The following is a 24,044-nucleotide window of genomic DNA, read 5'->3' as shown; positions in this document are numbered from 1 at the left end:
GGTGATGTCCCTGCCCATCCCCACGCTGGAGACCGCGCGCCTGCGCCTCGTCGCCCCCGAGGAGCGTCACCTCGAGGTGGAAATCCCCTTCTGGGAAAGCGAGCGGTCGCGCTTCGTCGGCGGCCCGCTGCCGGGCTACCGCGTCTGGCGGCTCCTGGCCACGCAGCTCGGCCACTGGGCGCTCAGGGGCTATGGCTCCTGGATGGTGGAGGAGAAGGGTTCGGGCCGCGCCATCGGCATGGTTGGACTCTGGCACCCCGGCGAGTGGCCCGAGTCCGAGCTTGCCTATCACCTCTACGAGGGCAGCGAGGGCAAGGGCTACGCCACCGAAGCGGGCCGCGCGGTGATCGACCACGCCTATGGCACGCTGGGCTGGCGCACGCTCATCAGCCTGATCGACCCCGAGAACACCGCGAGCCAGTCCGTCGCCCGCCGCCTTGGCGCGGTCAATACGGGCGAGACCTTCGTCTCCAACCCCGCCGATCCCGCCTGCCGGCCGGTGGAGATCTGGCGCTATCCCGGCCCGGAGGCAATGACATGATCCCGCGCCACGAAATGCCGCCCGCCGGCAGTGCCGCAGCATTGGCCGAGACCATCGCCGCCGCCATACCGGTGCTCGAGACGGAGCGCACGCGCCTGCGCGCGCCGCGCATCGGGGATTTCGACCTTTACGCCAGCATTGTCTGCAGCCCGCGCGGGAGCCATCTTGGCGGCCCCTACACGCGCGCCGATGCATGGAGCGATTTTTCCCGCGCGGTGGCGGGCTGGCTGCTGCATGGCCACGGCCTGTGGTGCGTCGAGACCAGGGCTGATCGCCTTGCCATCGGCTTCGTGGTCATCGGCCTTGAACCGGGAGACGCAGAACCCGAGCTCGGCTTTCTCTTCGCGCGCGAGGTGGAGGGCAAGGGGTTTGCGCGCGAGGCCGCTGCGGCGGCGCGCGACTTTGCCTGGCACCGTCTGGGGCTCGAAAGCCTCGTCAGCTACATCGACGCCGAGAACACCCGCGCCATCGAGCTCGCCCTGAGGCTGGGCGCGCGCCGCGACGCGGCCGCCGAGGCGCGGCTTGCCGAGCCTGCCTGTGTCTACCGCCATCCCCGACCGGAGAAGCGCCCATGAGCGACGACGCCATTCGCGACGATGCGACCCGCGCCGCGGAGATCCTCGCCGAGCACCGCGCCTCCATCGACCGGCTTGACGCCATTCTCGTCTACACGCTGGCCGAACGCTTCAAGCACACCAAGGCTGTGGGCCAGCTGAAGGCCGAGCACAATCTGCCGCCCGCCGATCCCGATCGCGAGGCCAAGCAGATCGAGCGGCTCGAGTGGCTCGCCGCTGAGGCCGATCTCGACCCCGAATTCGCACGAAAGTTTCTTGCCTTCATCATCTCGGAGGTCATTCAGCACCACAAGCGGTTTCAGAAATGATCTGAGCCGAAACGCACACCCGTGAACGACGGGGCCTTCGCCCCTCAGGCCAACGACAAAGGAGTGACAGACCATGGCCATGAAAATCCGCCTTGCCCGCGGCGGCTCGAAGAAGCGCCCGCACTATTCGATCGTTGCCGCCGATTCGCGCATGCCGCGCGACGGCCGCTTCATCGAAAAGCTCGGCACCTACAACCCGCTCCTGCCCAAGGACAGCGAGGAACGCGTCAAGATGAACGTCGAGCGCGTCAAGCACTGGCTCTCGCTCGGCGCCAAGCCGACCGACCGGGTGGCGCGCTTCCTCGAGGCCGCAGGCATTCTCGAAAAGCGCGAGCGCCACAACCCCAAGAAAGGCGAGCCCGGCGCCAAGGCCAAGGAGCGCGCCGCCGAGAAGGCCGAGAAGGCCGCCGCCGCGCAGGCAGCCGATGGCGCGGGTGAGGAGGCCTCGACCGACGCATGAGCGTCGGGCAGGACAGCACGCCTCGAATGCCCGGCTTCTCCCCGGCTTTCCGGTCCGAGCTGGCCAGGCTGATGCGCTGGCGGCGTGACGTGCGTCGCTTCCGCGCCGATCCGGTGGACGAGGCAACCCTCGATGAGTGCCTCGCCGCCTTCGCCATGGCCCCCTCGGTGGGGCTGAGCGAGCCCTGGCGCCTCATACGCATCGAAAGTGCCGCCGCCCGCGCCGAAGCCCTGGCCAATTTCGAGGCCGCCAATGCCCGCGCGCTTGCCGGTTACGCCGGCGAGCGCGCCGCGCTCTACAGCCGGCTGAAACTCTCGGGGATGCGCGAAGCGCCGGTGCAGCTGGCGGTGTTCTGCGACGAGGCCACCGAGCAGGGCATGGGGCTGGGCGCAGCGACGATGCCCGAGACCCGCCGCTACTCGGTGGTCGCCGCCATCACGCAGATGTGGCTGGCCGCGAGGGCGCGCGGGCTCGGGCTCGGCTGGGTGTCGATTCTCGACGCCGAGGCGCTGGCGCGGGCACTCTCCGTGCCCGGCGACTGGAAACTTGTGGCCTACCTCTGCCTTGGCTGGCCCGCCGAGGAAAGCGACATACCCGAGCTTGAGCGCGCCGGCTGGGAAACCCGCCGCGGCCTGCCCGTCGTGGAGCTTCGCTGAAATGCCGCAGGACCGCACACGGCCCGCCCGCGTCTGCCTCGGTGCCATCGCCGGCGCCTTCGGCGTGCGCGGCGAGGTCAGGCTGAAATCCTTCTGTTCCGAGCCCGAGGCGATCGCCGCCTACGGCCCGCTCTGGAGCGAGGACGGAACGCGCTGCTTCGAGATCAGGCTCGAGCGCCCGATCAAGGGCGGCTTCGCGGCGCGTCTGTCCGGGGTTCAGACGCGGGAAGAGGCCGAGGCCCTGCGCGGCATGCGGCTCTATGCCGACCGTGACGCGCTTCCGCCCACGGGCGAGGAGGAATACTATCACGCCGATCTGATCGGCCTCGAGGTGCGCGACACGGGCGGGCAGCTTCTCGGGCGCGTGGCAGCGGTGCTCGATCACGGCGCGGGCGATCTTCTCGAGGTGCGCGGGCCGGGGCTTGGCGCGGGAGTGCTCGTGCCCTTCACGCGCGATGTGGTTCCGACCGTGGACCTGGAGGCGGGGCGCATCGTCGTCGATCCGCCAGCCGGGCTGTTCCCGGACTCCTCCGGCAGCGGTGAAGGCGGGAGCGGGGCGTGAGGCGGGCGCGCCGACGGCGAGATGTCCGCCAATGCCGCAGTTGCAGAGCGAGATGACCGGCAAGAGATGACTGGCAAGCCCCGATCCCATGGCAGGCTCTCGATCCGGCCCAGCGCCCGACCGCGTGATCTCATGGCCGAGCCCCCGGCGTGGAAAGATGCGTGGACGGCACGCGTCATCACGCTCCTGCCGGAGGCGTTTCCCGGCATTCTCGGGCTGTCGTTGACCGGACGCGCGCTGTCCGCCGGGTTGTGGAGGCTCGAGACGATTGCACTGCGCGACTTCGGTGTCGGGCGCCATCGCAACGTTGACGATACCCCGGCCGGCGGCGGTGCCGGCATGGTGCTGCGCCCCGATGTGGTGGGGCGCGCCCTCGACGCCGCCGCCGAAGGCGTCCCCGCCGACCGCTCCCGCTGGCCGGTGATCTACTTCACCCCGCGCGGCAGACGCATGGGGCAGGCCGATGCGATCCGGCTTTCGCGGGCGCAGGGTGCGACGCTTCTTTGCGGCCGTTTCGAGGGCCTCGACGAGCGCGTGATCGAGGAATACCAGCTTGAGGAGCTGTCGCTTGGCGACTTCGTGATGACCGGCGGCGAGATCGCGGCGATGGCGCTCATCGATGCAACGGTGCGACTTCTGCCGGGCGTTCTCGGCAACGAGAGTTCGACCGAGGAGGAAAGCTTTTCCGAGGGGCTTCTGGAGCATCCGCAATACACGCGGCCGGCGGAGTGGCGCGGGCGGGCCATTCCCGAGGTTCTCATGAGCGGGCACCATGGCCGCATCGCCCAGTGGCGCCACGAGATGGCGCAACAGGTCACCCGCGCGCGCCGGCCGGACCTGTGGGATGCTTGGCTGCGCCGGCACGGCAAAACGGATGACGGGAAATGAGCCGCGCCGGGCTTGCCTTTGCCGCCGCCATCGCCTAGAAGCCGCGCATTCCGGGCGGGCGACCGACTCGGACGCTTGTGCCTTTGCGTGACCGGCAACGGGTGGCGCTTTCTTCGGCATCACCGCGGACAGGCAGGCCGAGCGGCTTGGAACACGGCAAACGGCGACCTCACTCTCCGGCGGGCGCGCGCGGCGCGGACCCGGCAGAAGACCAGGAGCTCTGGGGCGGCATCAACTCTCCGGGCGAACCGGAGGCAAGAGAGGAGTGACAGGCATGGACCTGATCGCCCAGATCGAAGCCGAGCAGATCGCTCAGCTCGGCAAGACCATTCCCGATTTCAAGCCCGGCGACACGGTGCGCGTGGGCTACAAGGTGACCGAGGGCAACCGCACCCGGGTGCAGAACTACCAAGGCGTCTGCATCGCCCGCAAGAACGGCAAGGGCATTTCCGGCTCGTTCACGGTGCGCAAGATTTCCTTTGGCGAAGGGGTGGAGCGCGTCTTCCCGCTCTACTCGACCAACATCGAATACATCGAGGTGGTCCGTCGTGGCCGCGTGCGGCGCTCGAAGCTCTACTATCTGCGCTCGCGCCGCGGCAAGTCGGCCCGGATCGCCGAAGACAGCAACTACAAGCCCGTGTCGGGCGAAGCCGAAGCCTGAGGAGCGGCGCGATGAAGAAGGACATCCATCCCGATTACCACCTGATCGAGGTGAAGCTGACCGACGGCACGGTGGTTCAGATGCGCTCCACCTGGGGCAAGGAAGGCGACACGCTGGCACTGGAAATCGACCCCTCCTCGCATCCCGCGTGGACGGGCGGCGGCCAGCGACTGGTCGACACCGGCGGGCGCGTCTCCAAGTTCAAGAAGAAATACGAAGGCCTCGGTTTCTGACGGGCCTTCCCATGGGTCTTCCTGGCGCCGCCCTCCGGGGCGGCGTCTTCGTCTCGGCAAGCCGCCCGGCAAAATCCGCGCGACGCAATTCGCGAATGCTTCAATAACCGATTCGCGGACCCTATAGTCGCGCCGATCCCGCCGGCGGCGGTTCACAGGGCAAGGAACGGCAGACGTGGCGCATATTATCGTCGTGGGCAACGAAAAGGGTGGTGCCGGGAAATCCACCGTGGCAATGCATGTTGCCACGGCGCTGGCGCGGATGGGCCATGCCATCGGCGTGATCGATCTCGATCTGCGGCAGAAGACGCTCGGGCGCTACATGGAGAACCGCCTGAGCTTCATGCAGCGCCATTCCCTCAGCCTGCCTGTGCCGGAGTTCCAGGATCTGCCCGAAGTTGACCGCGCCAGTCTGGCAGAGGGCGAAAACATCTACGACAGGCGCCTCTCGATGGCCGTGGCCGCGCTTGAAGGACGGTGTGACTTCATCCTGCTCGACTGCCCCGGTTCCCACACGCGCCTCAGTCAGGTGGCCCACTCGCTCGCCGACACGCTCATCACGCCGCTCAACGACAGCTTTGTCGATTTCGATCTTCTCGCCCGTGTCGACCCCGAGACCAACCGGATTCTCGGCCCATCGATCTATTCCGAGATGGTCTGGAGCGCGCGGCAGCTGCGCGCCCGGGCGGGCTTGAAGCCCATCGACTGGGTGGTGGTGCGCAACCGTCTCGGCGCCCAGCAGATGCACAACAAGAAGAAGATGGGCGAGGCACTGGCCGAACTTTCCCGCCGCATCGGCTTTCGCGTGGCGCCGGGTTTCAGCGAACGGGTGATCTTCCGCGAGCTCTTTCCGCGCGGCCTCACGCTTCTCGACCTGAAGGACATCGGCGTGCAGCAGCTCAACATCTCCAATCTCGCTGCGCGCCAGGAGCTGCGCGACCTGATAAAGGAATTGCGCCTGCCGGGAGTCGACGCAAACTTCTGATACGGTGGGAAATTCGCCAGCATTTTTGACATTAGCCGGCTGTTAAGTCCGGCGGTTTAGAAATCGTCATCAGACAGCGCGGTGCAGCAGAAAGGCGCATCTGATGACGATTTCCTCCTCCCTCGCGGCCGGCGTCTCGGGCCTCAACGCCAACGCCACGCGCCTTGCGGCAATTTCCGACAACATCGCCAATTCCTCCACCTACGGCTACAAGCGCGTGCAGGCCGACTTCAATTCGATGGTCATCCAGACCCGCGGCGGCACGAGCTATTCGGCCGGCGGCGTACGCGCCTCTAGCCAGCGCCTCATCGACGAGCGCGGCCCGCTCATTTCCACATCCAACCCCACCGACATCGCCGTCTCCGGCGGAGGCATGCTGCCGGTGACGACACTCGTCGATGTCAACAATGACAATGGCGAGTATCCCCTCATGCTGATGACAACCGCCTCCTTCCGCCCCAATGACGAGGGTCTGCTGGTGTCGGAGGCGGGGCATGTCCTCATGGGCTGGCCGGCGGAAGTTGACGGAACGATCCCGAGCTTCCCGCGCGACACCGTGGCCGGGCTCGAGCCGGTCAGGGTGAACGGCAATCAGTTCGCCGGCGACCCCACCACCGCGATCTCACTCGGCGTCAATCTCCCGGCCACCGAGACCGTTGCCGGCGCCGCGGGGAATGCCCAGGATCTGTCCATCGAGTATTTCGGCAACCTCGGCACATCCGAGACGCTCGACATCAGCTTCACGCCCACGGTGCCGGCTTCGGGCGCCTCAAACGAGTGGACGATGACCATTCGCGACTCGGCCTCCGGCGGCGCGACCGTCGGCGAGTATGTGCTCACTTTCAGCGGCAACCGTGGCGATGGCGGCACGCTCCAGTCCGTCAGCGTCATCTCGGGCGGGGCCTACGATCCTGCCAGTGGCGAGATCGCGCTCAACCTCGCCGGCGGCCCCCTGTCGCTTGACATCGGCGTTCTGGGTGATCCGGCGGGCATGACCCAGCTCTCGGACAGCTTCGCGCCGGTCTCGATCTCGAAGAACGGCTCGCCTGTGGGCAATCTCGTATCGGTGGAGGTCGATCCCAACGGCTATCTGCACGCCATCTACGACACCGGCTTCACCCGCAAGATCTACCAGATCCCGCTTGTCGCCGTGCCCAATCCCAACGGTCTCGTGGCCCTGCCCAACCAGGCGTACCGAATCTCGCCCGAAAGCGGCCCCTTCTTCCTGTGGGATGCCGGCGATGGCCCCACCGGCGAGGTGATCGGCTTCGCCCGCGAAGAAAGCGCAACCGACGTCGCCGCCGAGCTCACCCAGCTCATCCAGACCCAACGCGCCTACTCCTCCAATGCCAAGGTCATCCAGACGGTCGACGAAATGCTGCAGGAGACAACCAACATCAAACGCTGAGGGCCGCCGCGCGCCCCGTGAGGTATTGCGCCCATGAGCATCTCCTCGGCCATGACCGCCGCCCTTTCGGGCCTCGGCGTTGCGTCGCGCAATGCCGAGGTGATTTCCGGCAACGTCTCGAATGCGCTGACCGAAGGTTACGCACGGCGGGAATTGCAGCGCGCCACCCAGGTGCTCGACGGGCAGGGCAATGGAGTGCGCGTTGCAGGTATCCTGCGGCACACCGACCTTCAGCTTCTGCAGGACCGCCGCACCGCCGAGGCCTCCCGGGCAGCAACCGCCCGCCTTGCAGAGTTTCACGCGAATGCCGAAAAGGCTCTTGGCACACCCGATCAGGCGGGTTCCCTCTCCGCCCGGCTTGCCGATCTCGACGCCGCGCTGATTTCGGCTGCGAGCCGCCCCGACAGTGGCGCGCGTCTCGAGGACATCGCCCGACGCGCCGAGGCCGTGGCCACCAAGCTCAACGAGGCCTCCGCGCTGGTGCAGCAGGAGCGCATGCGTGCCGATGCCGCCATTGGCGAGGCCGTGGCCACGATCAACACCACCCTCGAGCAGCTTGCCGAGGTCAACGGCCAGATCGCCCGGCTTTCCGCCGCCCGTCGGGACACTTCCGCGCTCGCGGACGAGCAGCAGCGGCTCGTGGATCGCATCGCAACGCTGGTGCCGGTGCGGATCGTGCCGCAGGACCATGGGCGCATCGCGCTCTACAGCCTCGACGGCGCGCCGCTGCTGGAGGGTCGCCCGGCCCGGCTCGAATTCACGCCTGTCGGGGTCATCACCCCGGAAATGACGCTGGCGGGGGGCGCCTTGTCCGGGCTTGCGCTCAATGGCCGCCCGGTCGCCACGTCCGGCGGAAGCGCCCGCCTTGGCGGAGGCGAGCTGGCCGCGCTCTTCGCCCTGCGCGATACCGAGGCGCCCGCGCTTCAGGCACGGCTTGATGCCGTCGCCCGCGACCTCGTCGAGCGCCTCTCCGATCCGGCCAGCGATCCGACACTTGCAGCGGGCGCGCCGGGGCTCTTCACCGACGCCGGCGCGGCGTTCTCGGGCGGTGACGAAACCGGGCTTGCGGCACGCATTTTCCTCAATCCCCTTGTCGACCCTGCGGCGGGCGAGCTCTGGCGTCTGCGCGACGGCCTCGCCGCCGCCGCTCCCGGCCCGCCGGGTGATGCCCGCATCCTGCAGGCCCGCCGCGAGGCCCTCCTTGCCCCGAGGGTGCCGGCCTCCGGGGACTTCGGCGGCGTCGCCCGCACCTCGGAGGGCCTCATCAGTGACCTCGTCTCCGGCGTTGCCGCTGAACGCCAGGCCAGCGAACGCGACGAGAGCTTTGCCGCCGCCCGCAGCGAAACCCTGCGACAGATGGAGCTCGAAGGTGGAGTCGACACGGACATGGAACTGCAGATCCTCATGCAGGTGGAGCAGGCCTTTGCCGCCAATGCCCGCGTTCTGACCACACTCGATGAGCTTCTGCAGGCAATCACGAGGATCTGAGCCATGAGCCTCAGCGCGATCGGCGATCTTGCCCTCGGTTTCCAGAACCGGCTGGCCAATCTGCGGCTCAAACGCGAGATACAGGCGCTGGCGGGCGAGCTGACCACCGGCAAGTTGCGCGATGTCTCTCAGGCACTCGGTCGCGATCTTGGAGCGCTGGCCGGAATCGAGGCGGGAATCTCGACCCTGGAAGCCTATCAGGTGAGCGCTTCCGAAGCCGCGCTCATCGGCAGCGCCGCCCAGGCCGCCCTGGCGACGCTCGAGAGCAGCGGCAATCACGCCGGAACCGCGCTCGTTCAGGCCGGAACCCATGGCGAGGCGACCCAGCTTCATGCCGCCGCCGTCGACACCCTCGCGAAATTCGAAACGGTGCTCGCCGCGTTGAACACCCGCGTTGCCGACCGCTCGATCTTTGCCGGCGTTGCCACGTCGGGTCCGGCGGTCGCCGATGCCGACACCATGCTCGACGCGCTGGAGGCGGAGATCGCCTCGGAGACCACGGCCGAGGGCGTCGCGGCACGCGTCGACGCCTGGTTCGACGCCACGGGTGGCGGCTACGGCAGTCTGGGCTATCTCGGCGCGGACACCCCGCTTGCGCCGATGCGAGTCGGGTCGGGAGTGGATGCCCGCTTCGAGATCACCGCGGGGGATGCCGAGATACGGCGCTTGCTCAAGGGTTATGCCATGGCAGGGCTGCTCGCGCGCGGTGCGCTCTCGGGGCGGCACGAGGAGCGAGCGGCGCTGGCCCGGGAGGCCGGCGAGCGCATCCTGACCGGAGCGGGCGAGCTGGCCGCCCTCTCGGCCGCAGTGGGCAGGGCCGAGGCGCGGATCGAGGAAGCGAAGGCGGCGAACGGGGCCGAGATCACCGCGCTTCAGCTCGCCCGCAGCGAGCTCGTGTCGGCCGATCCCTACGCCACCGCATCGGCACTTGAGCAGGTGCGCGGTCAGATCGAGGCGCTCTATGCCATGACCGGGCGGATGTCGCGCCTGACGTTGGTGGAGTATCTGCGATGACACTGCGACGCTTGCTGCTGACACTGTGCATTCTGGGCTGGCTTGCCCCTGCGTTTGCGAGCCCGGTGAGAATCAAGGATCTCGTCGATTTCGACGGGGTGCGCGGCAACGATCTGATCGGCTACGGCCTTGTCGTGGGCCTCAACGGCACCGGCGATGGGATCCGCAACGCGCCGTTCACCGAAGAGATCATGTCCAGTCTCCTCGAGAGGCTGGGTGTCAACGTCACCGGCGAGCAGTTCCGGCCGAAGAACGTCGCCGCCGTTTTCGTCACCGCCGAACTGCCGCCCTTCGCGCGCGCCGGATCGACGATCGACGTGACGGTTTCGGCCATCGGCGATGCCAAGAGCCTGCTTGGCGGCACGCTGGTGATGACCCCGCTCAATGCCGCTGACGGGCAGGTCTATGCGGTTGCGCAGGGCACCATCATCGCCGGCGGCGCATCGGCAGAGGGAGAAGGTGCGAGGGTGGTTCAGGGCGTCCCTACCTCCGGCGTGATTCCCTCCGGTGCGCGAATCGAGCGCGAGGTCGATTTCGATTTCAGCTCGCTTTCGGAGGTGCGGCTCGCGCTGCGAACGCCCGACTTCACCACCGCCGCGCGCATCGAGGCGGCCATAAACGAGGCCTATGGCCGACCCGTCGCGCGGATGCTGGACGCGGGCACGGTGCGCTTTGACGTCGCGCGCGCGGGCGATGCCTCTGCGGCGCACGCCATCGGCCGGATCGAGAATCTTCCCGTCGATCCTCAGCGCAGGGCCCGGGTGGTCGTGGACCAGCGCTCGGGTACCATCGTAATGGGAGAGGACGTGCGCATCTCGCGGGTGGCCGTGAGCCAAGGCAACCTGACGCTGCGGATCGAGGAGGCCCCCCTTGTCGTGCAGCCTGACCCGTTTGCCGCCGGAGAGACGGTGGTTGTTCCGCGATCGGAGGCCGGGATCGAGGAACAGCAGGGGATCGGTCTTGCCGAGGTGCCGGCCGGAACCTCGCTATCGGAGGTGATCGCGGGGCTCAACGCGTTGGGCGTCTCGCCGCGCGACATGATCGACATCCTCAAATCGATCAAGGCGGCGGGAGCACTTCATGCCGAATTCATCGTGCAATAGGCGCGCAAGACCGTCACGAGGATCCGGGGCGAACGGAGACAGGCAGGCCCTGCCGATCATGCCCGCGCATGCCGCGCGCACTCTCTCTGGCGATCCGGCGGGGCTCCCGGATCAGACGGAGCTCTCCCCCGCGCGCCGAACACCCGTACCGAAGGCGCTGGTTTCAGCGCCAACCGCAGCCGCGCCACGTGACGCCGCATCCAGCCGCCCGAGGCGGTTGGCGCAGCCGCGCAGTCAGGGCTTGGGCCCCGCCGGCCAACATGCGACCTGAGCCGAGGGTCTGGCGCTTAGCGCATGGCTAGCCTGTCGCCCGTTTCCCGAGGCTGTTGCAGCGTCTGGTGCGGGGCGCGCAGGAGAATCACTTGCCAGCGCGCCTCGGGACCGAAACGGTCGTAATGGCTGAGAAACGCAAAGCGGCGATCAAGTTCGTCGAGCGCGGCCGGCGGACAGGCTTGCATCGCGGTCCCGCAAAACGGAAGCCGCGCGTGCTGATAGGCAATATCCGTCGCCGACCAGGGCGCTTCGTTGAGCGGGTTGTAGCGCACGGCTTCATGCGCGCTTGCACTTCCAAGGGTCGCGGATGCGGCCACCAGCCTGCGCGAGCAGCCGTCGGCGAAACCCGTGACGAACATGTCGCGAGGCTCGGTGCTTCCCGGTGACGGGTCATGCAATGCAAAGCCTGCAGGCGTGGTATCGACTTGCGGGCCGAGCTCGGCTTCTGCAATCTCGCAGTCCGGCACAAGCACCGTCCCGGCAGGCACGGCCTCGACATGTTCCGCCGCTGCCGCCGCGAGTTCGGCACGCCGCGCCGGGCCGGGATCACCGGGCACACGCCGGAAGATCTGACCGAGAAGCCGCGGCCGGGTTGAGCGGACGAAAACCGTCTGCTCCTGCCCCGGCACGTCGCTGACGACGAGCTCCGCGTCGCGCCGGTTCGCCGGTTCGAGACTGCTGCCGAACAGTCCGCAGCCGCCAAGGCCAAGGAGGCAGATCATCACCGCGAGTGCGTGCCGCGCGATCATTTCACACCTCCTCTGCCGCCACGACACCGGGCAACGATCGCAGCGCCGCCTTAACCGAAGGCGCAACGGGCAGGTTGTCGCCAAGGATCATCTCGACCTCGCCGGGCAGGTCCGGGGCCATCAGCGCCAGCCGCACCTCGCCGCGCGCGCCCCGGCCCGACTGCCTGCCCACACGCTCGAGAAGATCGGCCACCGCGCGCACCGCGGCCTCCTCGGCAACATGGACGCGCAGACAGCCGCCGGCACCACTCTCGGCGATGCTTTCCACCGGTGCCACCGCGCGGGCGCGGAGTTTGAGCTGGTCGGCCTCGGCCTCCGCCTCGACCGTCAGCACCACATTGGCGCCGGCTTCCAGATGGTCTCGGGCGCTCTCCAGCGTGTCGGCGAACACCGTCACCTCGAACAGCCCCGTCGGGTCGGACAGGCGCACGAAGGCAAAGCGGTTTCCACGTGCCGACTTGCGCTCCTGCCGGCCGGCGACGGTGCCCGCGATCTTCGCCACCAGGGGCCCCTGGAGCGCGCGCTCCTGAAGCTCGGCGAGCGTCAGCACGCCCTTGCGCCTGAGCGAGGCCATGTAATCGTCAAGCGGGTGGCCCGAGAGGTAGAAGCCGATCGCCTGATGCTCCTCGCGCAGCTGCTCGCCCGGCAGCCAGGGTTCGGACTGGGCGAGGCGCGGCTCGGGCAGCCCCTCCCCCGCCTCGCCGAAAAGCGAGACCTGAGCCGAGGCGCGCTCCTCGTGCACCGCCGCCGACCAGGCCATCAGCACATCGACCGAGGCGAGAACGCGGGCGCGGTTCGGCTCAAGCGCGTCAAAGGCGCCGGCCCGCGCCAGCATCTCCATCGCGCGCTTGCCGATGCGGCGCAAATCCACCCTGCGGGCGAAATCGAAGAGCGTCGTAAAGGGCCTGTGGCCGCGCGCCTCCTCAATGAGCCGCATCGCCTCCACACCAACATTCTTGAGCGCGCCCAGCGCATAAAGGATGCGCCCTTCCTCCACCCTGAACATGGCGCCGGAGCGATTGACGCAAGGCGGCACGATCTCGATCCCGAGCCCCCGCCGCGCCTCCTCGGCATAAATGGCGAGCTTGTCGGTAAGGTGGATGTCGCAGTTCATCACCCCGGCCATGAACTCGACGGGGTGATTGGCCTTGAGCCACGCGGTCTGGTAGCTGACCACGGCATAGGCGGCGGCGTGGGACTTGTTGAAGCCGTAATTGGCGAATTTCTCCAGAAGCGCGAAGACCTCTTCGGCCTTGGCCCTGTCGACCCCGTTCTTCACCGCGCCTTCGATGAATTTGGGCCGCTCCTTCGCCATCTCCTCGGCGATCTTCTTGCCCATCGCCCGGCGCAACAGGTCGGCGCCGCCCAGCGTGTAGCCCGCCATCTCCTGGGCGATCTGCATCACCTGCTCCTGATAGACGATGATGCCCTGCGTCTCCTCGAGGATGTGGTCGATCTTGGGGTGGATCGACTCGCGCTCGCGCAGCCCGTTCTTGACCTCGCAGTACTTGGGGATGTTTTCCATCGGCCCCGGCCGGTAGAGCGCCACGAGCGCCACGATGTCCTCGATGCAGGTGGGTTTCATGCGCCTGAGCGCATCCATCATGCCGGAGCTTTCCACCTGGAACACCGCCACGGTCCGCGCCTCCGAATAGAGCCGGTAGGTGGCCGGATCATCGAGCGGGATCTGGCCGATGTCGTATTCGTGCCCCGGCGGCGGGTCGTAAAGCACGCGTCCGTCTGCGGCTATGTTCAGCGCGCGCCCCTGCGCGCGGATCATGTCGACGGCGTGCTGGATGACGGTGAGCGTCTTCAGCCCCAGAAAGTCGAATTTCACGAGCCCCGCCGCCTCGACCCATTTCATGTTGAACTGGGTTGCCGGCATGTCCGAACGCGGGTCGCGGTAGAGCGGCACGAGTTCGTCAAGGGGGCGATCGCCGATCACCACGCCCGCGGCATGGGTGGAGGCGTTGCGCAGAAGCCCCTCGAGCTTCTGGCCGTAGGTCAGGAGCCTGTCCACCACCTCCTCGGCGCGGGCGGCCTCGCGCAGCCGCGGCTCCTCGGCAAGCGCGCGCTCGATCGAGACGGGCTTTACCCCCTCCACGGGGATCATCTTCGACAGCCGATCCACCTGCCCGTAGGGCATCTGCAGAACGCGGCCGACGTCGCGCACCGCCGCCTTCGAGAGAAGCGCGCCGAAGGTGATGATCTGCGCCACCTTCTCGCGGCCGTATTTCTCCTGCACGTAGGCGATCACCTCCTCGCGGCGGTCCATGCAGAAGTCGATGTCGAAGTCGGGCATCGACACGCGCTCGGGGTTGAGGAAGCGCTCGAAGAGGAGCGAGTAGCGCAGCGGGTCGAGATCGGTGATGGTCAACGCATAGGCCACGAGGCTGCCAGCGCCCGAGCCCCGGCCCGGCCCGACGGGAATGCCCTGCGCCTTGGCCCATTTGATGAAGTCGGCAACGATCAGGAAGTAGCCCGGAAAGCCCATCTGCTCGATGATGCCGAGCTCGAATTCGAGACGGGCGCGATACTCCTCCTCCGGCGCGGCGGGTTCGATCACCTTCAGCCGCGCCTCGAGTCCCTCGCGCGCCTGTCGGCGCAGCTCCTCCACCTCGTTCTCGGCAAAGCGCGGCAGGATCGGCTTGCGCTTTTCCGGCCAGAAGGCGCAGCGCCGCGCGATCTCGACGGTGTTCTCGATCGCCTCGGGCAGATCGGCGAAGAGCGCGGCCATCTCCTCGGGCGACTTGAAATAGTGCTGCGGGGTCAGCCGGCGGCGCGGCTCCTGCTGGTCGACATAGGCGCCCTCGCGGATGCAGATGAGCGCGTCATGCGCCTCGAACATCTCGGCGTCGAGGAAATAGACGTCATTCGTGGCCACAAGCGGCAGGTCGCGGGCATAGGCGATCTCGACAAGCCCGCGCTCTGTGAGCCGCTCGGCCTCGGGCAACGCGCCGCCTTCGCCCGGATGCCGCTGCAGCTCGATGTAGAGCCTGTCGCCGAAGATCTCGGCAAGGCGGACCACCAGCGCCTCGGCCTTCTGCCGCTGACCGGCCTGAAGGAGGCGGCCCACCGGCCCGTCCGGCCCGCCGGTGAGGCAGATGAGCCCCTTGCCGTGGCGGTCGAGCGCTTCAAGCCCCACGGCCGGAGCCTCGCGCGCGGGGTCGAGGTAGAGCGCGCTCTGCAGCTTCATCAGGTTGAGATAGCCGGTCTCGTCCTTGGCCAGGAGCACGATGGGCGCGGGCGGGCGCGACCGCTCGCCGGGGGCGGGAGTGTCGTAGTCGAGATCGATCTGGGAGCCGATGATGGGCTGGATCCCAGCCGCAGAGGCCGTCACCGCAAACTCCAGCGCGGCGAACATGGCATTGGTGTCGGTCACCGCCACCGCCGGCATGCCCATTTGCGCACAAAGCTTGGGCAGCGTCTTCAGCCGCACCGCTCCTTCGAGCAGCGAGTATTCGGTGTGAACGCGCAGATGGATGAATCGCGGTGCCTGGCCCATGGGCACACAGTAGCGCCCCGCCGCAGCGAAGTGAATCACGATTCGCTATCAGTTGTGGTCATGCATGGGCCTCGACACTTCTGCTTGCGGCGTGGCGCGCGAGGCACACTGCCCCGGAAGGATCAGTTTCGCCCTGTCCATTATGATCGCCCCCGATCTTTCGGCATTATTGGAAGGTGCTTGCTGACGCCCCGCCGAAGCCCGCAAGGCCCGTCCCTCTTGCCAGCCGCGGCTGATCCGTTGTCACATCGGACTCCGCGGAAGCCACCGGCGGACTGCCCCGGCACCACGGCAGTTTGCCGGGGGGCACCGGAAACGTGACATGACTGGCACCGCCGCCCGTGAAGGGGGAAACATGCGGATCACCTTTCTGCTGAACGGCACCGCAGTAAGCATCGAGGTCGAGGAGCCGACGCGCACCCTGCTCGACTGGCTGCGGGAGGAGCGCGGGCTCAAGGGCACCAAGGAGGGCTGCAACGAAGGCGACTGCGGCGCCTGCACGGTGATGGTCCGCGCCCCGGGCGAGGCGCGCTGGCGCACGGTCAACGCCTGCATCCTGTTCCTTCCGCAGCTCGACGGGCTTGCCGTGCGCACCATCGAGGGCATCGCCGCGCCCGACGGCCGGCTGCACCCCGTCCAGCAGGCGATGATCGACCATCACGCCAGCCAGTGCGGCTTCTGCACACCCGGCATCGTCGTCTCCCTCGCCGCCGCCCATGCCAATGGCGAGCGTGACTTCGACAACCGGCTGGCCGGCAACCTGTGCCGCTGCACCGGCTATGCGCCGATCATCCGCGCCGCCCGCGCCGCCGCCGAGGCGCCGGTGCCCGACTGGCTTGCCGAGGATTTCGGGGCTCTGCCTCGCGGCGCGCAGGAAGCGGACGAGATGGCGTTCATACCCGAAAGCGCCGAAGCGCTCGCCGAATGGTATCTCGCCCACCCCGACGCGATGCTCGTTGCCGGCGCAACCGATGTGGGGCTGTGGGTGACGAAGAAGCTGCGCACCCTCGCGCCCGTTGCCTTCATCGCCCGCATCCCCGAGCTGCGCGGCATCGAGATCGGCGAGCATGAGGTGCGCATCGGGGCGGCGGTGACGGTGGCCGAGTTTCACGCCGCCATGGCCGATCTGCACCCCGGCCTTGCCGAGATGCTGCGCCGCTACGGCTCGGTGCAGGTGCGCAACGCCGCCACGGTGGGCGGCAACATCGCCAACGGCTCGCCCATCGGCGACAGCCCGCCGGCGCTGATCGCGCTTGGTGCCCGCCTGCACCTGCGGCGGGGGGAGGAGCGGCGCGAGATGCCGCTCGAGGAGTTCTTCGTCGCCTATGGCCGGCAGGACCGGCGGCCGGGCGAGTTCGTGGAAGCGGTGAGCTTTCCCCGCCAGCCCGACCGGCTGCGCGTCTACAAGCTCTCCAAGCGCTTCGATCAGGACATCTCGGCCGTCTGCGGCGCCTTCAACATCACCGTCGAGAATGGCCGCGTGAGCGTGGCGCGCATCGCCTTCGGCGGCATGGCCGAGATACCGAAACGCGCCCGCGCGGTGGAGGCGGCGCTCACCGGCGAGCCCTGGACGGAAGAGACCGTTGAAGCCGCCCTGCCCGCCTTCGCGGAGGATTTCACCCCGATCTCGGACATGCGCGCCTCGGCCGGCTACCGGCTTGCGGCGGCGCGGAACATGCTGCGCCGCTGCCTGCTCGAGGATCTTGGCGCGCCAGTGAATGTGCTGGACGTGAATGTGCTGGAGGTCACCCCGTGAGCGTGCACCGCCCCCTGCCCCATGACGCCGCGCGCGGCCATGTCACCGGCACCGCGCGCTATGTCGATGACATTCCGACGCCCGCCGGAACCCTCTCGCTGGCCTTCGGGCTCTCGGAAATCGCCCGCGGGCGCATCGCCAGCCTCGACCTGACCGAGGTGCGCGCCGCGCCCGGCGTCGTCGATGTCTTCACCGCCGCCGACCTTCCCCGGCGGGTGAATGTCTCGCCCTCGGCGCATGACGAGCCGCTCCTGGCCGAGGGCGAGGTGTTCTATGCCGGCCAGCCGATCTTCTGCGTCGTGGCCACGAGCCACCTTGCCGCCCGGCGGGCGGCGCGCAAGGCGGCCGTGCTCTACGAGCCCGAGGAGCCGATCCTGACCATCGAGGAGGCGCTGGCGGCGAACTCCCGCTTCGAGGACGGCCCGCGCATCTGGAGCCGCGGCGATGTCGAGGCCCGGCTTGCCGCCGCGCCGCGCCATGTGGAGGGGCGGATCGAGATCGGCGGGCAGGAGCATTTCTATCTCGAGGGGCAGGCGGCGCTGGCGCTGCCGCAGGAGGCGGGGGAGATGGTGATTCACGCCTCCTCCCAGCATCCCACCGAGATCCAGCACCATGTGGCCCATGCGCTGGGCGTGCCGATGCACATGGTGCGCGTCGAGGTGCGCCGCATGGGCGGCGGCTTCGGCGGCAAGGAAAGCCAGAACGCCCATCTCGCCGTGGCCTGCGCCCTCGCCGCCCAGCGCACCGGCCGGCCCTGCAAGATGCGCTATGACCGCGACGACGACTTTCTCATCACCGGCAAGCGGCACGACTTCCGCATCGACTACCGCGCCGGTTTCGACGACGAGGGGCGCCTGCTCGCGGTGGACTTCACCCATTACGCCCGCTGCGGCTGGAGCCAGGATCTCTCGCTGCCGGTGTGCGACCGGGCGATGCTGCATGCCGACAACGCCTATTTCCTGCCGGCCGTGCGCATCACCTCGCACCGGCTGAAGACCAACACCCAGTCGGCCACCGCCTTTCGCGGCTTCGGCGGGCCGCAGGGGATGCTCGGCATCGAGCGGGTGATCGACCACGTGGCCCACACGCTGGGGCACGACCCGCTCGAAGTGCGGCGGGCAAACTTCTATGCGCCGATGGGCGCGCCCGCGCTGCAGACCACCCATTACGGGCAGACGGTGGAGGATTTCGTCCTTCACGAGCTCGTCGAAGAGCTTGCCGAGCGCGCGGACTATGCCGCAAGGCGGCGGGCGATCGCGGCGTGGAACGCCGAGAGCCCCGTGCTCAAGCGCGGCATTGCGCTCACGCCGGTGAAGTTCGGCATCTCGTTCACGCTCACCCATCTCAACCAGGCCGGCGCGCTCGTGCATGTCTATCAGGACGGCTCGATTGCCATGAACCACGGCGGCACCGAGATGGGTCAGGGCCTCTTCCAGAAGGTGGCGCAAGTGGCGGCGGCGAGCTTCGGCGTACCGCTCGAGGCGGTGCGCATCACCGCCACGGACACCGCCAAGGTGCCCAACACCTCCGCCACGGCGGCCTCCTCGGGCTCCGACCTCAACGGCATGGCGGTGCGCGAGGCGTGCGAGACGATCAAGGCGCGCATGGCCCGGCATCTGGCCGCCGCGCGCCAGGCCGACCCGGAAAGCGTGGTGTTCGAGAACGGTGAAGTGCGCGTCGGCGCCGACCGGCTGAGCTTTGCCGAGGCCGCGCGCGAGTGCTACGAGGGGCGGGTGAGCCTTTCGGCCACCGGCTTCTATGCCACGCCGAAGATCAGCTGGGACCGCATCCGCGGCCAGGGCCGCCCCTTCTACTACTTCGCCTATGGCGCGGCGGTCTCGGAGGTGGTGATCGACACGCTCACCGGCGAGAACCGGCTTTTGCGGGTGGACATCCTGCATGACGCGGGCCGCTCGCTGAACCCCGCGATCGACCTCGGCCAGGTCGAGGGCGGCTTCGTGCAGGGCGCGGGCTGGCTGATGACCGAAGAGCTCGTGTGGGACGACGAGGGGCGGCTCAGAACCCACGCGCCTTCGACCTACAAGATCCCTGCCTGTTCCGATCGGCCGGCGGTGTTCGAGGCGCGGCTGTGGGAGAAGGGGCGCAACCGGGAGGAGACGATCTTCCGCTCCAAGGCCGTGGGCGAGCCGCCCTTCATGCTGGCAATCTCGGCCTTCATGGCGCTGTCGGATGCCATCGCCGCCTGCGGCGCCGCCTACCCCGCGCTCGACGCGCCGGCCACGCCCGAGCGGGTGCTGGCGGCGGTGGAGAGGGTGCGCGCGAGATGAGCTTCGACCGCGCCGCGCTTGAGAGGGCCATTGCCCGGCATGGGCCGGTGGCGCGGGTGCTGGTGGCCGACGTCGCCGGCTCCGCCCCGCGCGAGGCGGGCGCGGCGATGCTTGTCTGGGAAGGCGGTCAGGAAGGCACGATCGGGGGCGGCGCACTCGAGTTCGAGGCGGTGGCGGCGGCGCGCGCGGCACTCGCGGCGGGGCGCGCGGCCTTCGTCAGCCGCGTGCCGCTCGGGCCTGCGCTCGGCCAGTGCTGCGGGGGCGCGGTGACGCTGGTGACCGAGGTCTGGGACGAGGCGCGTCTCGCTGCGCTCGGCGCGGGAGCGGCCCTGCGCCGGGTCGAGGGCGCGAGCGCCGAGCCGCCGCTTGCGCTCGCGCGCCTTGCCGCGCGGGCGCGCAGCGAGGGCGCGGCGGCGCCGACACGGCTTGAGGGTGGCTGGCTCATCGAGCCCCTCGCAGCGCCGGTCCGCCAGCTCTGGGTCTGGGGCGCGGGCCATGTGGGACGGGCGATCGTGCAGGTCATGGCGCCCTTGCCCGACGTGGCGATCACCTGGATCGACACAGCACAGGAACGCTTTCCCGAAACCATCCCCGAGGGCGTGACCATGCTCGTTGCCGCCACCCCCGCCCCGGCCGTGGCCGCGGCGCCGCGGCAGGCGGAGCATCTCATCCTCACCTATTCCCACGCCCTCGATCTGGAGATATGCCACCTCCTGCTCGGCCACGGCTTTGCCGCGGCGGGGCTCATCGGCTCGGCCAGCAAATGGGCGCGGTTCCGGGCGCGGCTTGCCTCCCTCGGCCACGGGCCGGAGGCGATCGCGCGAATCCGCTGCCCGATCGGCCGGCCCGAGCTCGGCAAGCATCCGCAGGCCATCGCCGTGGGGGTGGCGGCGGAATTCCTGGCCGCCCCGCCGGCGGCCGCGGCACGGGAGGGGGCGGCGTGAGCGACGTGCTTCTCAGCATCGAGGGGCTGACCAAGGCCTATCCGGGCGTGCTGGCCAATGACGCCGTTTCCTTCGACATCCGCAAGGGCGAGATTCACGCGCTTCTGGGCGAGAACGGCGCCGGCAAGTCGACGCTGGTGAAGATGATCTACGGGCTCGTGCGCCCCGATGCCGGGCGCATGACGCTCGACGGACGCCCCTACGCCCCGGCAAGCCCGCATGAGGCGCGCGCGGCCGGCGTGGCGATGGTCTTTCAGCATTTCTCGCTCTTCGAGGCGCTGAGCGTGGCCGAGAACGTCGCGCTTGGCATGGAGAACCCGCCGCCCATGCGCGCGCTTGCCCACCGCATCCGCGAGGTGAGCGAGACCTACGGGCTGCCGCTCGACCCCGCGCGCGTGGTCGGCGATCTCTCCGCCGGCGAGCGGCAGCGGGTGGAGATCATCCGCTGCCTTCTGCAGGAGCCGCGGCTTCTGATCATGGACGAGCCGACCTCGGTGCTGACCCCGCAGGAGGTCGAGATCCTCTTTGCCACGCTGCGCCGGCTGGCGGGCGAGGGCACGTCGATTCTCTACATTTCGCACAAGCTCGAGGAGATCCGCGCGCTGTGCGACCGGGCGACGATCCTGCGGCTCGGGCGCGTGGTGGGCCGCGCGGACCCGCAGGCGTTATCGGCGCGGGAACTGGCCGAGATGATGGTGGGGCAGGAGTTGATGACGCCCTCGCGCCCGCCCGCGCCACGCGGAGAGGTGGTGCTTGACGTGGCGGCGCTGTCGCTGGCCTCGCCGAGCCCCTTCGGCACCTCTCTCAAGTCGGTGACCATGCAGGTGCATGCGGGGGAGATTCTCGGCATCGGCGGGGTGGCCGGCAACGGGCAGGACGAGCTTCTGGCCGCGCTCTCGGGCGAGATGCTGGCGCCGGCCGACGCGATCCGGCTCTGCGGCATCGAGGTGGGTCAGCTCGGCCCCACCGCGCGGCGGCGGCTGGGGCTTCTCGCGGCGCCCGAGGAGCGGCTTGGCCATGCGGCGGCGCCCGACATGACGCTGACCGAGAACGCGCTGATGACCGGGGCGGTGCGCCAGCGGCTTCTCAACCGGGGCTTCGTGCGCTGGGGCGCGGCGCGGGAGTTTGCCTGCCGCATCATCGAGCGCTTCGACGTGCGCACCCCCGGCCCCGAGCATGCGGCGCGCTCGCTTTCGGGGGGCAATCTGCAGAAATTCGTCATCGGCCGGGAGATTCTGCAGCGCCCGCTGGCGCTTGTGGTCAATCAGCCGACATGGGGGGTGGACGCGGCCGCGGCGGCGGCGATCCGGCAGGCGCTGATGGATCTCGCCGCCGAGGGCGCGGCGGTGGTTGTGATCAGCCAGGATCTCGACGAGCTGATGGAGATTTCCGACCGTTTCGCCGCGCTCAACGAGGGGCGGCTCAGTGCGCCGCGCCCGACGGCGGAGCTGACGGTGGACGAAATCGGGCTGATGATGGGCGGCGCGCATGACATGGAGGTGGCGCATGTGGCGGGCTGAGGGCCAAGACTTTCAAGCCTCCGGCGGGGGTATTTGCACCAGGATGATGGGGCGCCGGGCATGATCCGGCTCGAGCGGCGGCCTGAGCCCTCGCGGGCATGGACGGCGGCAACCCCGATTCTGGCGGTGGCGCTCACCATGCTGGCGGGCGGCGCGCTCTTCGCCGCGCTCGGCAAGGATCCGGTGGCGGCGATCCGCACCATCTTCTGGGATCCGCTGTTCAACGAGCAGTTCGCGGCCTACTCGCGGCCGCAGCTTCTGGTGAAGGCGGGCCCGCTCATCCTGATCGCGATCGGCCTTTCGCTGGGATTTCGCGCCGGCGTGTGGAACATCGGCGCCGAGGGGCAGTACATCATCGGCGCGATCTGCGGGGCGGGGGTGGCGCTGGCGCTCTATCCGGCAGAGTCCGCGCTCATCTTTCCGGCGATGGTTCTGGCCGGGGCGCTTGGCGGGTTTCTCTGGGCGATGATCCCCGCGATCCTGAAGACACGCTTCAACACCAACGAGATTCTCGTCTCGCTTCTACTGGTCTACGTGGCCGAGCAGCTCCTGGCCTCGATGGCATTGGGAGCGATGCGCAACCCCGAGGGCGGGGGCTTTCCGGGCAGCCGCAACCTTCAGCAGTACCCCTCCGCCCACAATCCCGAGCTTCTGGCGAACACGGGGATGCATTGGGGCGTGGTGGCGGCGTTTCTGGCCGTGATCGGCGCCTATGTGCTGCTCAACCGCCACATCACCGGCTTTCACATCCGGCTGGCGGGCGAGGCGCCGAAGGCGGCGCGTTTTGCCGGGGTACGGCCGAATGCGCTGGTGGTTTTCTGCTTCGGCGTCTCGGGCGCGCTCGCGGGGCTCGCCGGGCTCTTCGAGGTTTCCGGGCCTTCGGGGCAGATCTCGATCGATTTCAACGTGGGGTATGGCTTCACGGCGATCATCGTCGCGTTTCTCGGCCGGTTGCATCCGTTGGGCATTCTGCTTGCGGGGCTTCTGATGGCGCTCACCTACATCGGCGGCGAGCTCGCGCAGTTCATGCTGGGCCTGCCGGCAGCGGCCATTCAGGCGTTTCAGGGCATGCTGCTGTTCTTCCTGCTCGCGGTGGACGTGCTGACGAACTACCGCGTCCGGCTCGGGCGCGGGGAGGTGGCGCGGTGAATCTGAGCGGAATTTCCCCCGAGGTTCTGATCGCGGCCCTGATGGTCGCCTCCACGCCGATCCTGCTGGCGGCCATCGGCGAGCTCGTCGTGGAGAAGGCGGGCGTGCTGAACCTCGGGGTCGAGGGAATGATGATCTTTGGCGCCATCTGCGGCTTTGCCGTGGCGGTGGAGACAGGCAGCCCCGCGCTCGGCTTTCTCGGCGCGGCGGCGGGCGCGGCGGCACTGTCGATGCTGTTCGGGGTGCTCACGCAGTTTCTCCTGTCCAACCAGGTGGCGACGGGGCTTGCGCTCACGCTGTTCGGGCTGGGGCTCTCGGCGCTTGTAGGGCAGGGCTACGTGGGGGTGACGCCCCCGGCGATGGCCAAGCTCGATCTCGGCCCGCTCGGCGATATCCCCTTCTTCGGGCGCGTGCTCTTCGGACATGACGCGATGGTTTATCTCTCGCTCGCCCTCGTCGCCGCTGTCTGGATGTTTCTGAACCGAAGCCGCGCGGGGCTGATCCTGCGCGCGGTGGGCGAGAGCCATGACGCGGCGCACGCGCTGGGCTACCGGGTGGTGGCGATCCGCCTTGGCGCCATCGCCTTTGGCGGGGCCTGTGCGGGCCTCGGCGGGGCTTATCTCAGCCTCATCCGCGTGCCGCAGTGGACGGAAGGGATGACGGCCGGCGCGGGCTGGATCGCGCTTGCCATCGTCGTCTTCGCCTCGTGGCGGCCGTGGCGCGTGCTTCTCGGCGCCTATCTCTTCGGCGGGGTCACCGTGCTGCAGCTCAATCTGCAGGCAGCAGGGCTCGCCGTGCCGGTCGAGTACCTGTCGATGAGCCCCTATGTGGTGACGATTCTCGTGCTCGTCGTCATGTCATCGGGGCGGGGCCGGGCGGCGCTGAACGCGCCGGCCTCGCTCGGCCGGGTCTTTCATGCCACCACATAGCGGCGTAAACGTGGAAAGGACGGGCAATCCCGCCCGAAACCAGCAGGGG

At 68.7% G+C, this 24,044-nt stretch carries 22 protein-coding genes; 20 read left to right on the top strand and 2 right to left on the bottom strand.

The features are described 5' to 3' along the window. Positions 1-4 precede the first annotated feature (4 nt). From BLQ14_RS10485 to BLQ14_RS10420, 14 genes are all read left to right on the top strand, one after another. The gene (locus tag BLQ14_RS10485; RefSeq protein ID WP_245657070.1) at positions 5-541 is read left to right on the top strand and encodes a GNAT family N-acetyltransferase; all 537 of its coding nucleotides are present in this window, start codon (positions 5-7) and stop codon (positions 539-541) included. Further along, positions 538-1,116, top strand: a complete 579-nt coding sequence (locus tag BLQ14_RS10480; RefSeq protein ID WP_092500506.1) for a GNAT family N-acetyltransferase — start codon at positions 538-540, stop codon at positions 1,114-1,116. Before BLQ14_RS10485 ends, BLQ14_RS10480 begins: the two co-directional genes overlap by 4 nt. After that, complete coding sequence (locus tag BLQ14_RS10475) at positions 1,113-1,424, top strand: chorismate mutase (protein WP_092500505.1); 312 nt, start codon at positions 1,113-1,115, stop codon at positions 1,422-1,424. The genes BLQ14_RS10480 and BLQ14_RS10475 overlap by 4 nt, the downstream gene beginning before the upstream one ends. Before the next feature lie 73 nt (positions 1,425-1,497). Further along, on the top strand, positions 1,498-1,884 hold the full coding sequence (gene rpsP / locus BLQ14_RS10470) for a 30S ribosomal protein S16 (RefSeq protein WP_092500504.1): 387 nt from the start codon (positions 1,498-1,500) through the stop codon (positions 1,882-1,884). Positions 1,885-1,910: 26 nt separating this feature from the next. Then, positions 1,911-2,540 carry a 5,6-dimethylbenzimidazole synthase gene (bluB, locus tag BLQ14_RS10465; RefSeq protein ID WP_092500503.1) on the top strand — a complete coding sequence of 210 codons (630 nt, stop codon included), beginning with the start codon at positions 1,911-1,913 and terminating at the stop codon, positions 2,538-2,540. A gap of 1 nt (position 2,541) precedes the next feature. Continuing rightward, positions 2,542-3,102 (top strand): ribosome maturation factor RimM, encoded by a 561-nt coding sequence (gene rimM, locus BLQ14_RS10460; protein WP_092500502.1) that lies wholly within the window; start codon positions 2,542-2,544, stop codon positions 3,100-3,102. A 66-nt stretch (positions 3,103-3,168) separates the two neighbouring features. Next, positions 3,169-3,990: a tRNA (guanosine(37)-N1)-methyltransferase TrmD gene (trmD, locus tag BLQ14_RS10455; RefSeq protein WP_092500501.1), complete on the top strand. Its 822-nt coding sequence runs from the start codon at positions 3,169-3,171 to the stop codon at positions 3,988-3,990. 274 nt (positions 3,991-4,264) lie between these two features. Then, positions 4,265-4,651: a 50S ribosomal protein L19 gene (gene rplS, locus BLQ14_RS10450; protein WP_092500500.1), complete on the top strand. Its 387-nt coding sequence runs from the start codon at positions 4,265-4,267 to the stop codon at positions 4,649-4,651. A gap of 11 nt (positions 4,652-4,662) precedes the next feature. Continuing rightward, positions 4,663-4,884, top strand: coding sequence for a 50S ribosomal protein L31 (gene rpmE, locus BLQ14_RS10445; protein WP_092500499.1), 222 nt, complete (start codon positions 4,663-4,665; stop codon positions 4,882-4,884). A 175-nt stretch (positions 4,885-5,059) separates the two neighbouring features. Then, the gene (locus tag BLQ14_RS10440) at positions 5,060-5,869 is read left to right on the top strand and encodes a division plane positioning ATPase MipZ (protein WP_092500498.1); all 810 of its coding nucleotides are present in this window, start codon (positions 5,060-5,062) and stop codon (positions 5,867-5,869) included. A 103-nt stretch (positions 5,870-5,972) separates the two neighbouring features. Then, positions 5,973-7,277: a flagellar hook protein FlgE gene (locus BLQ14_RS10435; protein WP_092500497.1), complete on the top strand. Its 1,305-nt coding sequence runs from the start codon at positions 5,973-5,975 to the stop codon at positions 7,275-7,277. A 33-nt stretch (positions 7,278-7,310) separates the two neighbouring features. Beyond that, complete coding sequence (gene flgK / locus BLQ14_RS10430; protein WP_092500496.1) at positions 7,311-8,765, top strand: flagellar hook-associated protein FlgK; 1,455 nt, start codon at positions 7,311-7,313, stop codon at positions 8,763-8,765. A 3-nt stretch (positions 8,766-8,768) separates the two neighbouring features. Further along, positions 8,769-9,779: a flagellin gene (locus BLQ14_RS10425; protein WP_092500495.1), complete on the top strand. Its 1,011-nt coding sequence runs from the start codon at positions 8,769-8,771 to the stop codon at positions 9,777-9,779. Then, positions 9,776-10,882 carry a flagellar basal body P-ring protein FlgI gene (locus tag BLQ14_RS10420; RefSeq protein WP_092500494.1) on the top strand — a complete coding sequence of 369 codons (1,107 nt, stop codon included), beginning with the start codon at positions 9,776-9,778 and terminating at the stop codon, positions 10,880-10,882. Before BLQ14_RS10425 ends, BLQ14_RS10420 begins: the two co-directional genes overlap by 4 nt. A 287-nt stretch (positions 10,883-11,169) precedes the next feature. Here BLQ14_RS10420 and BLQ14_RS10415 read toward each other — a convergent pair whose 3' ends face one another. Next, entirely contained in the window at positions 11,170-11,904 is a 735-nt protein-coding gene (locus BLQ14_RS10415) for a hypothetical protein (RefSeq protein ID WP_092500493.1), read from the bottom strand. Position 11,905: 1 nt separating this feature from the next. Beyond that, entirely contained in the window at positions 11,906-15,409 is a 3,504-nt protein-coding gene (gene dnaE / locus BLQ14_RS10410; RefSeq protein WP_092500492.1) for a DNA polymerase III subunit alpha, read from the bottom strand. Between the two features lie 355 nt (positions 15,410-15,764). Between dnaE and xdhA the strand changes: the two genes are divergently transcribed. From xdhA to BLQ14_RS10380, 6 genes are read left to right on the top strand one after another with little or no spacing between them, the layout of a single operon-like run. Next, positions 15,765-17,165 carry a xanthine dehydrogenase small subunit gene (gene xdhA, locus BLQ14_RS10405; RefSeq protein ID WP_092500491.1) on the top strand — a complete coding sequence of 467 codons (1,401 nt, stop codon included), beginning with the start codon at positions 15,765-15,767 and terminating at the stop codon, positions 17,163-17,165. Further along, positions 17,162-19,453, top strand: coding sequence for a xanthine dehydrogenase molybdopterin binding subunit (gene xdhB / locus BLQ14_RS10400; RefSeq protein ID WP_092500490.1), 2,292 nt, complete (start codon positions 17,162-17,164; stop codon positions 19,451-19,453). Before xdhA ends, xdhB begins: the two co-directional genes overlap by 4 nt. Then, entirely contained in the window at positions 19,450-20,397 is a 948-nt protein-coding gene (xdhC, locus tag BLQ14_RS10395; protein WP_092500489.1) for a xanthine dehydrogenase accessory protein XdhC, read from the top strand. The genes xdhB and xdhC overlap by 4 nt, the downstream gene beginning before the upstream one ends. Beyond that, positions 20,394-21,917 carry an ABC transporter ATP-binding protein gene (locus tag BLQ14_RS10390; RefSeq protein WP_092500488.1) on the top strand — a complete coding sequence of 508 codons (1,524 nt, stop codon included), beginning with the start codon at positions 20,394-20,396 and terminating at the stop codon, positions 21,915-21,917. The genes xdhC and BLQ14_RS10390 overlap by 4 nt, the downstream gene beginning before the upstream one ends. A gap of 60 nt (positions 21,918-21,977) precedes the next feature. Next, positions 21,978-23,066, top strand: a complete 1,089-nt coding sequence (locus tag BLQ14_RS10385) for an ABC transporter permease (RefSeq protein WP_092500487.1) — start codon at positions 21,978-21,980, stop codon at positions 23,064-23,066. A gap of 41 nt (positions 23,067-23,107) precedes the next feature. Continuing rightward, on the top strand, positions 23,108-23,995 hold the full coding sequence (locus BLQ14_RS10380; RefSeq protein ID WP_092500611.1) for an ABC transporter permease: 888 nt from the start codon (positions 23,108-23,110) through the stop codon (positions 23,993-23,995). Positions 23,996-24,044: the final 49 nt, after the last annotated feature.

This window comes from Meinhardsimonia xiamenensis (assembly GCF_900102905.1).
GTDB lineage: Bacteria > Pseudomonadota > Alphaproteobacteria > Rhodobacterales > Rhodobacteraceae > Meinhardsimonia > Meinhardsimonia xiamenensis.
The sequence above is the reverse complement of the archived record's forward strand: the minus strand, read 5'-3'. Positions and strand labels throughout refer to the sequence as shown.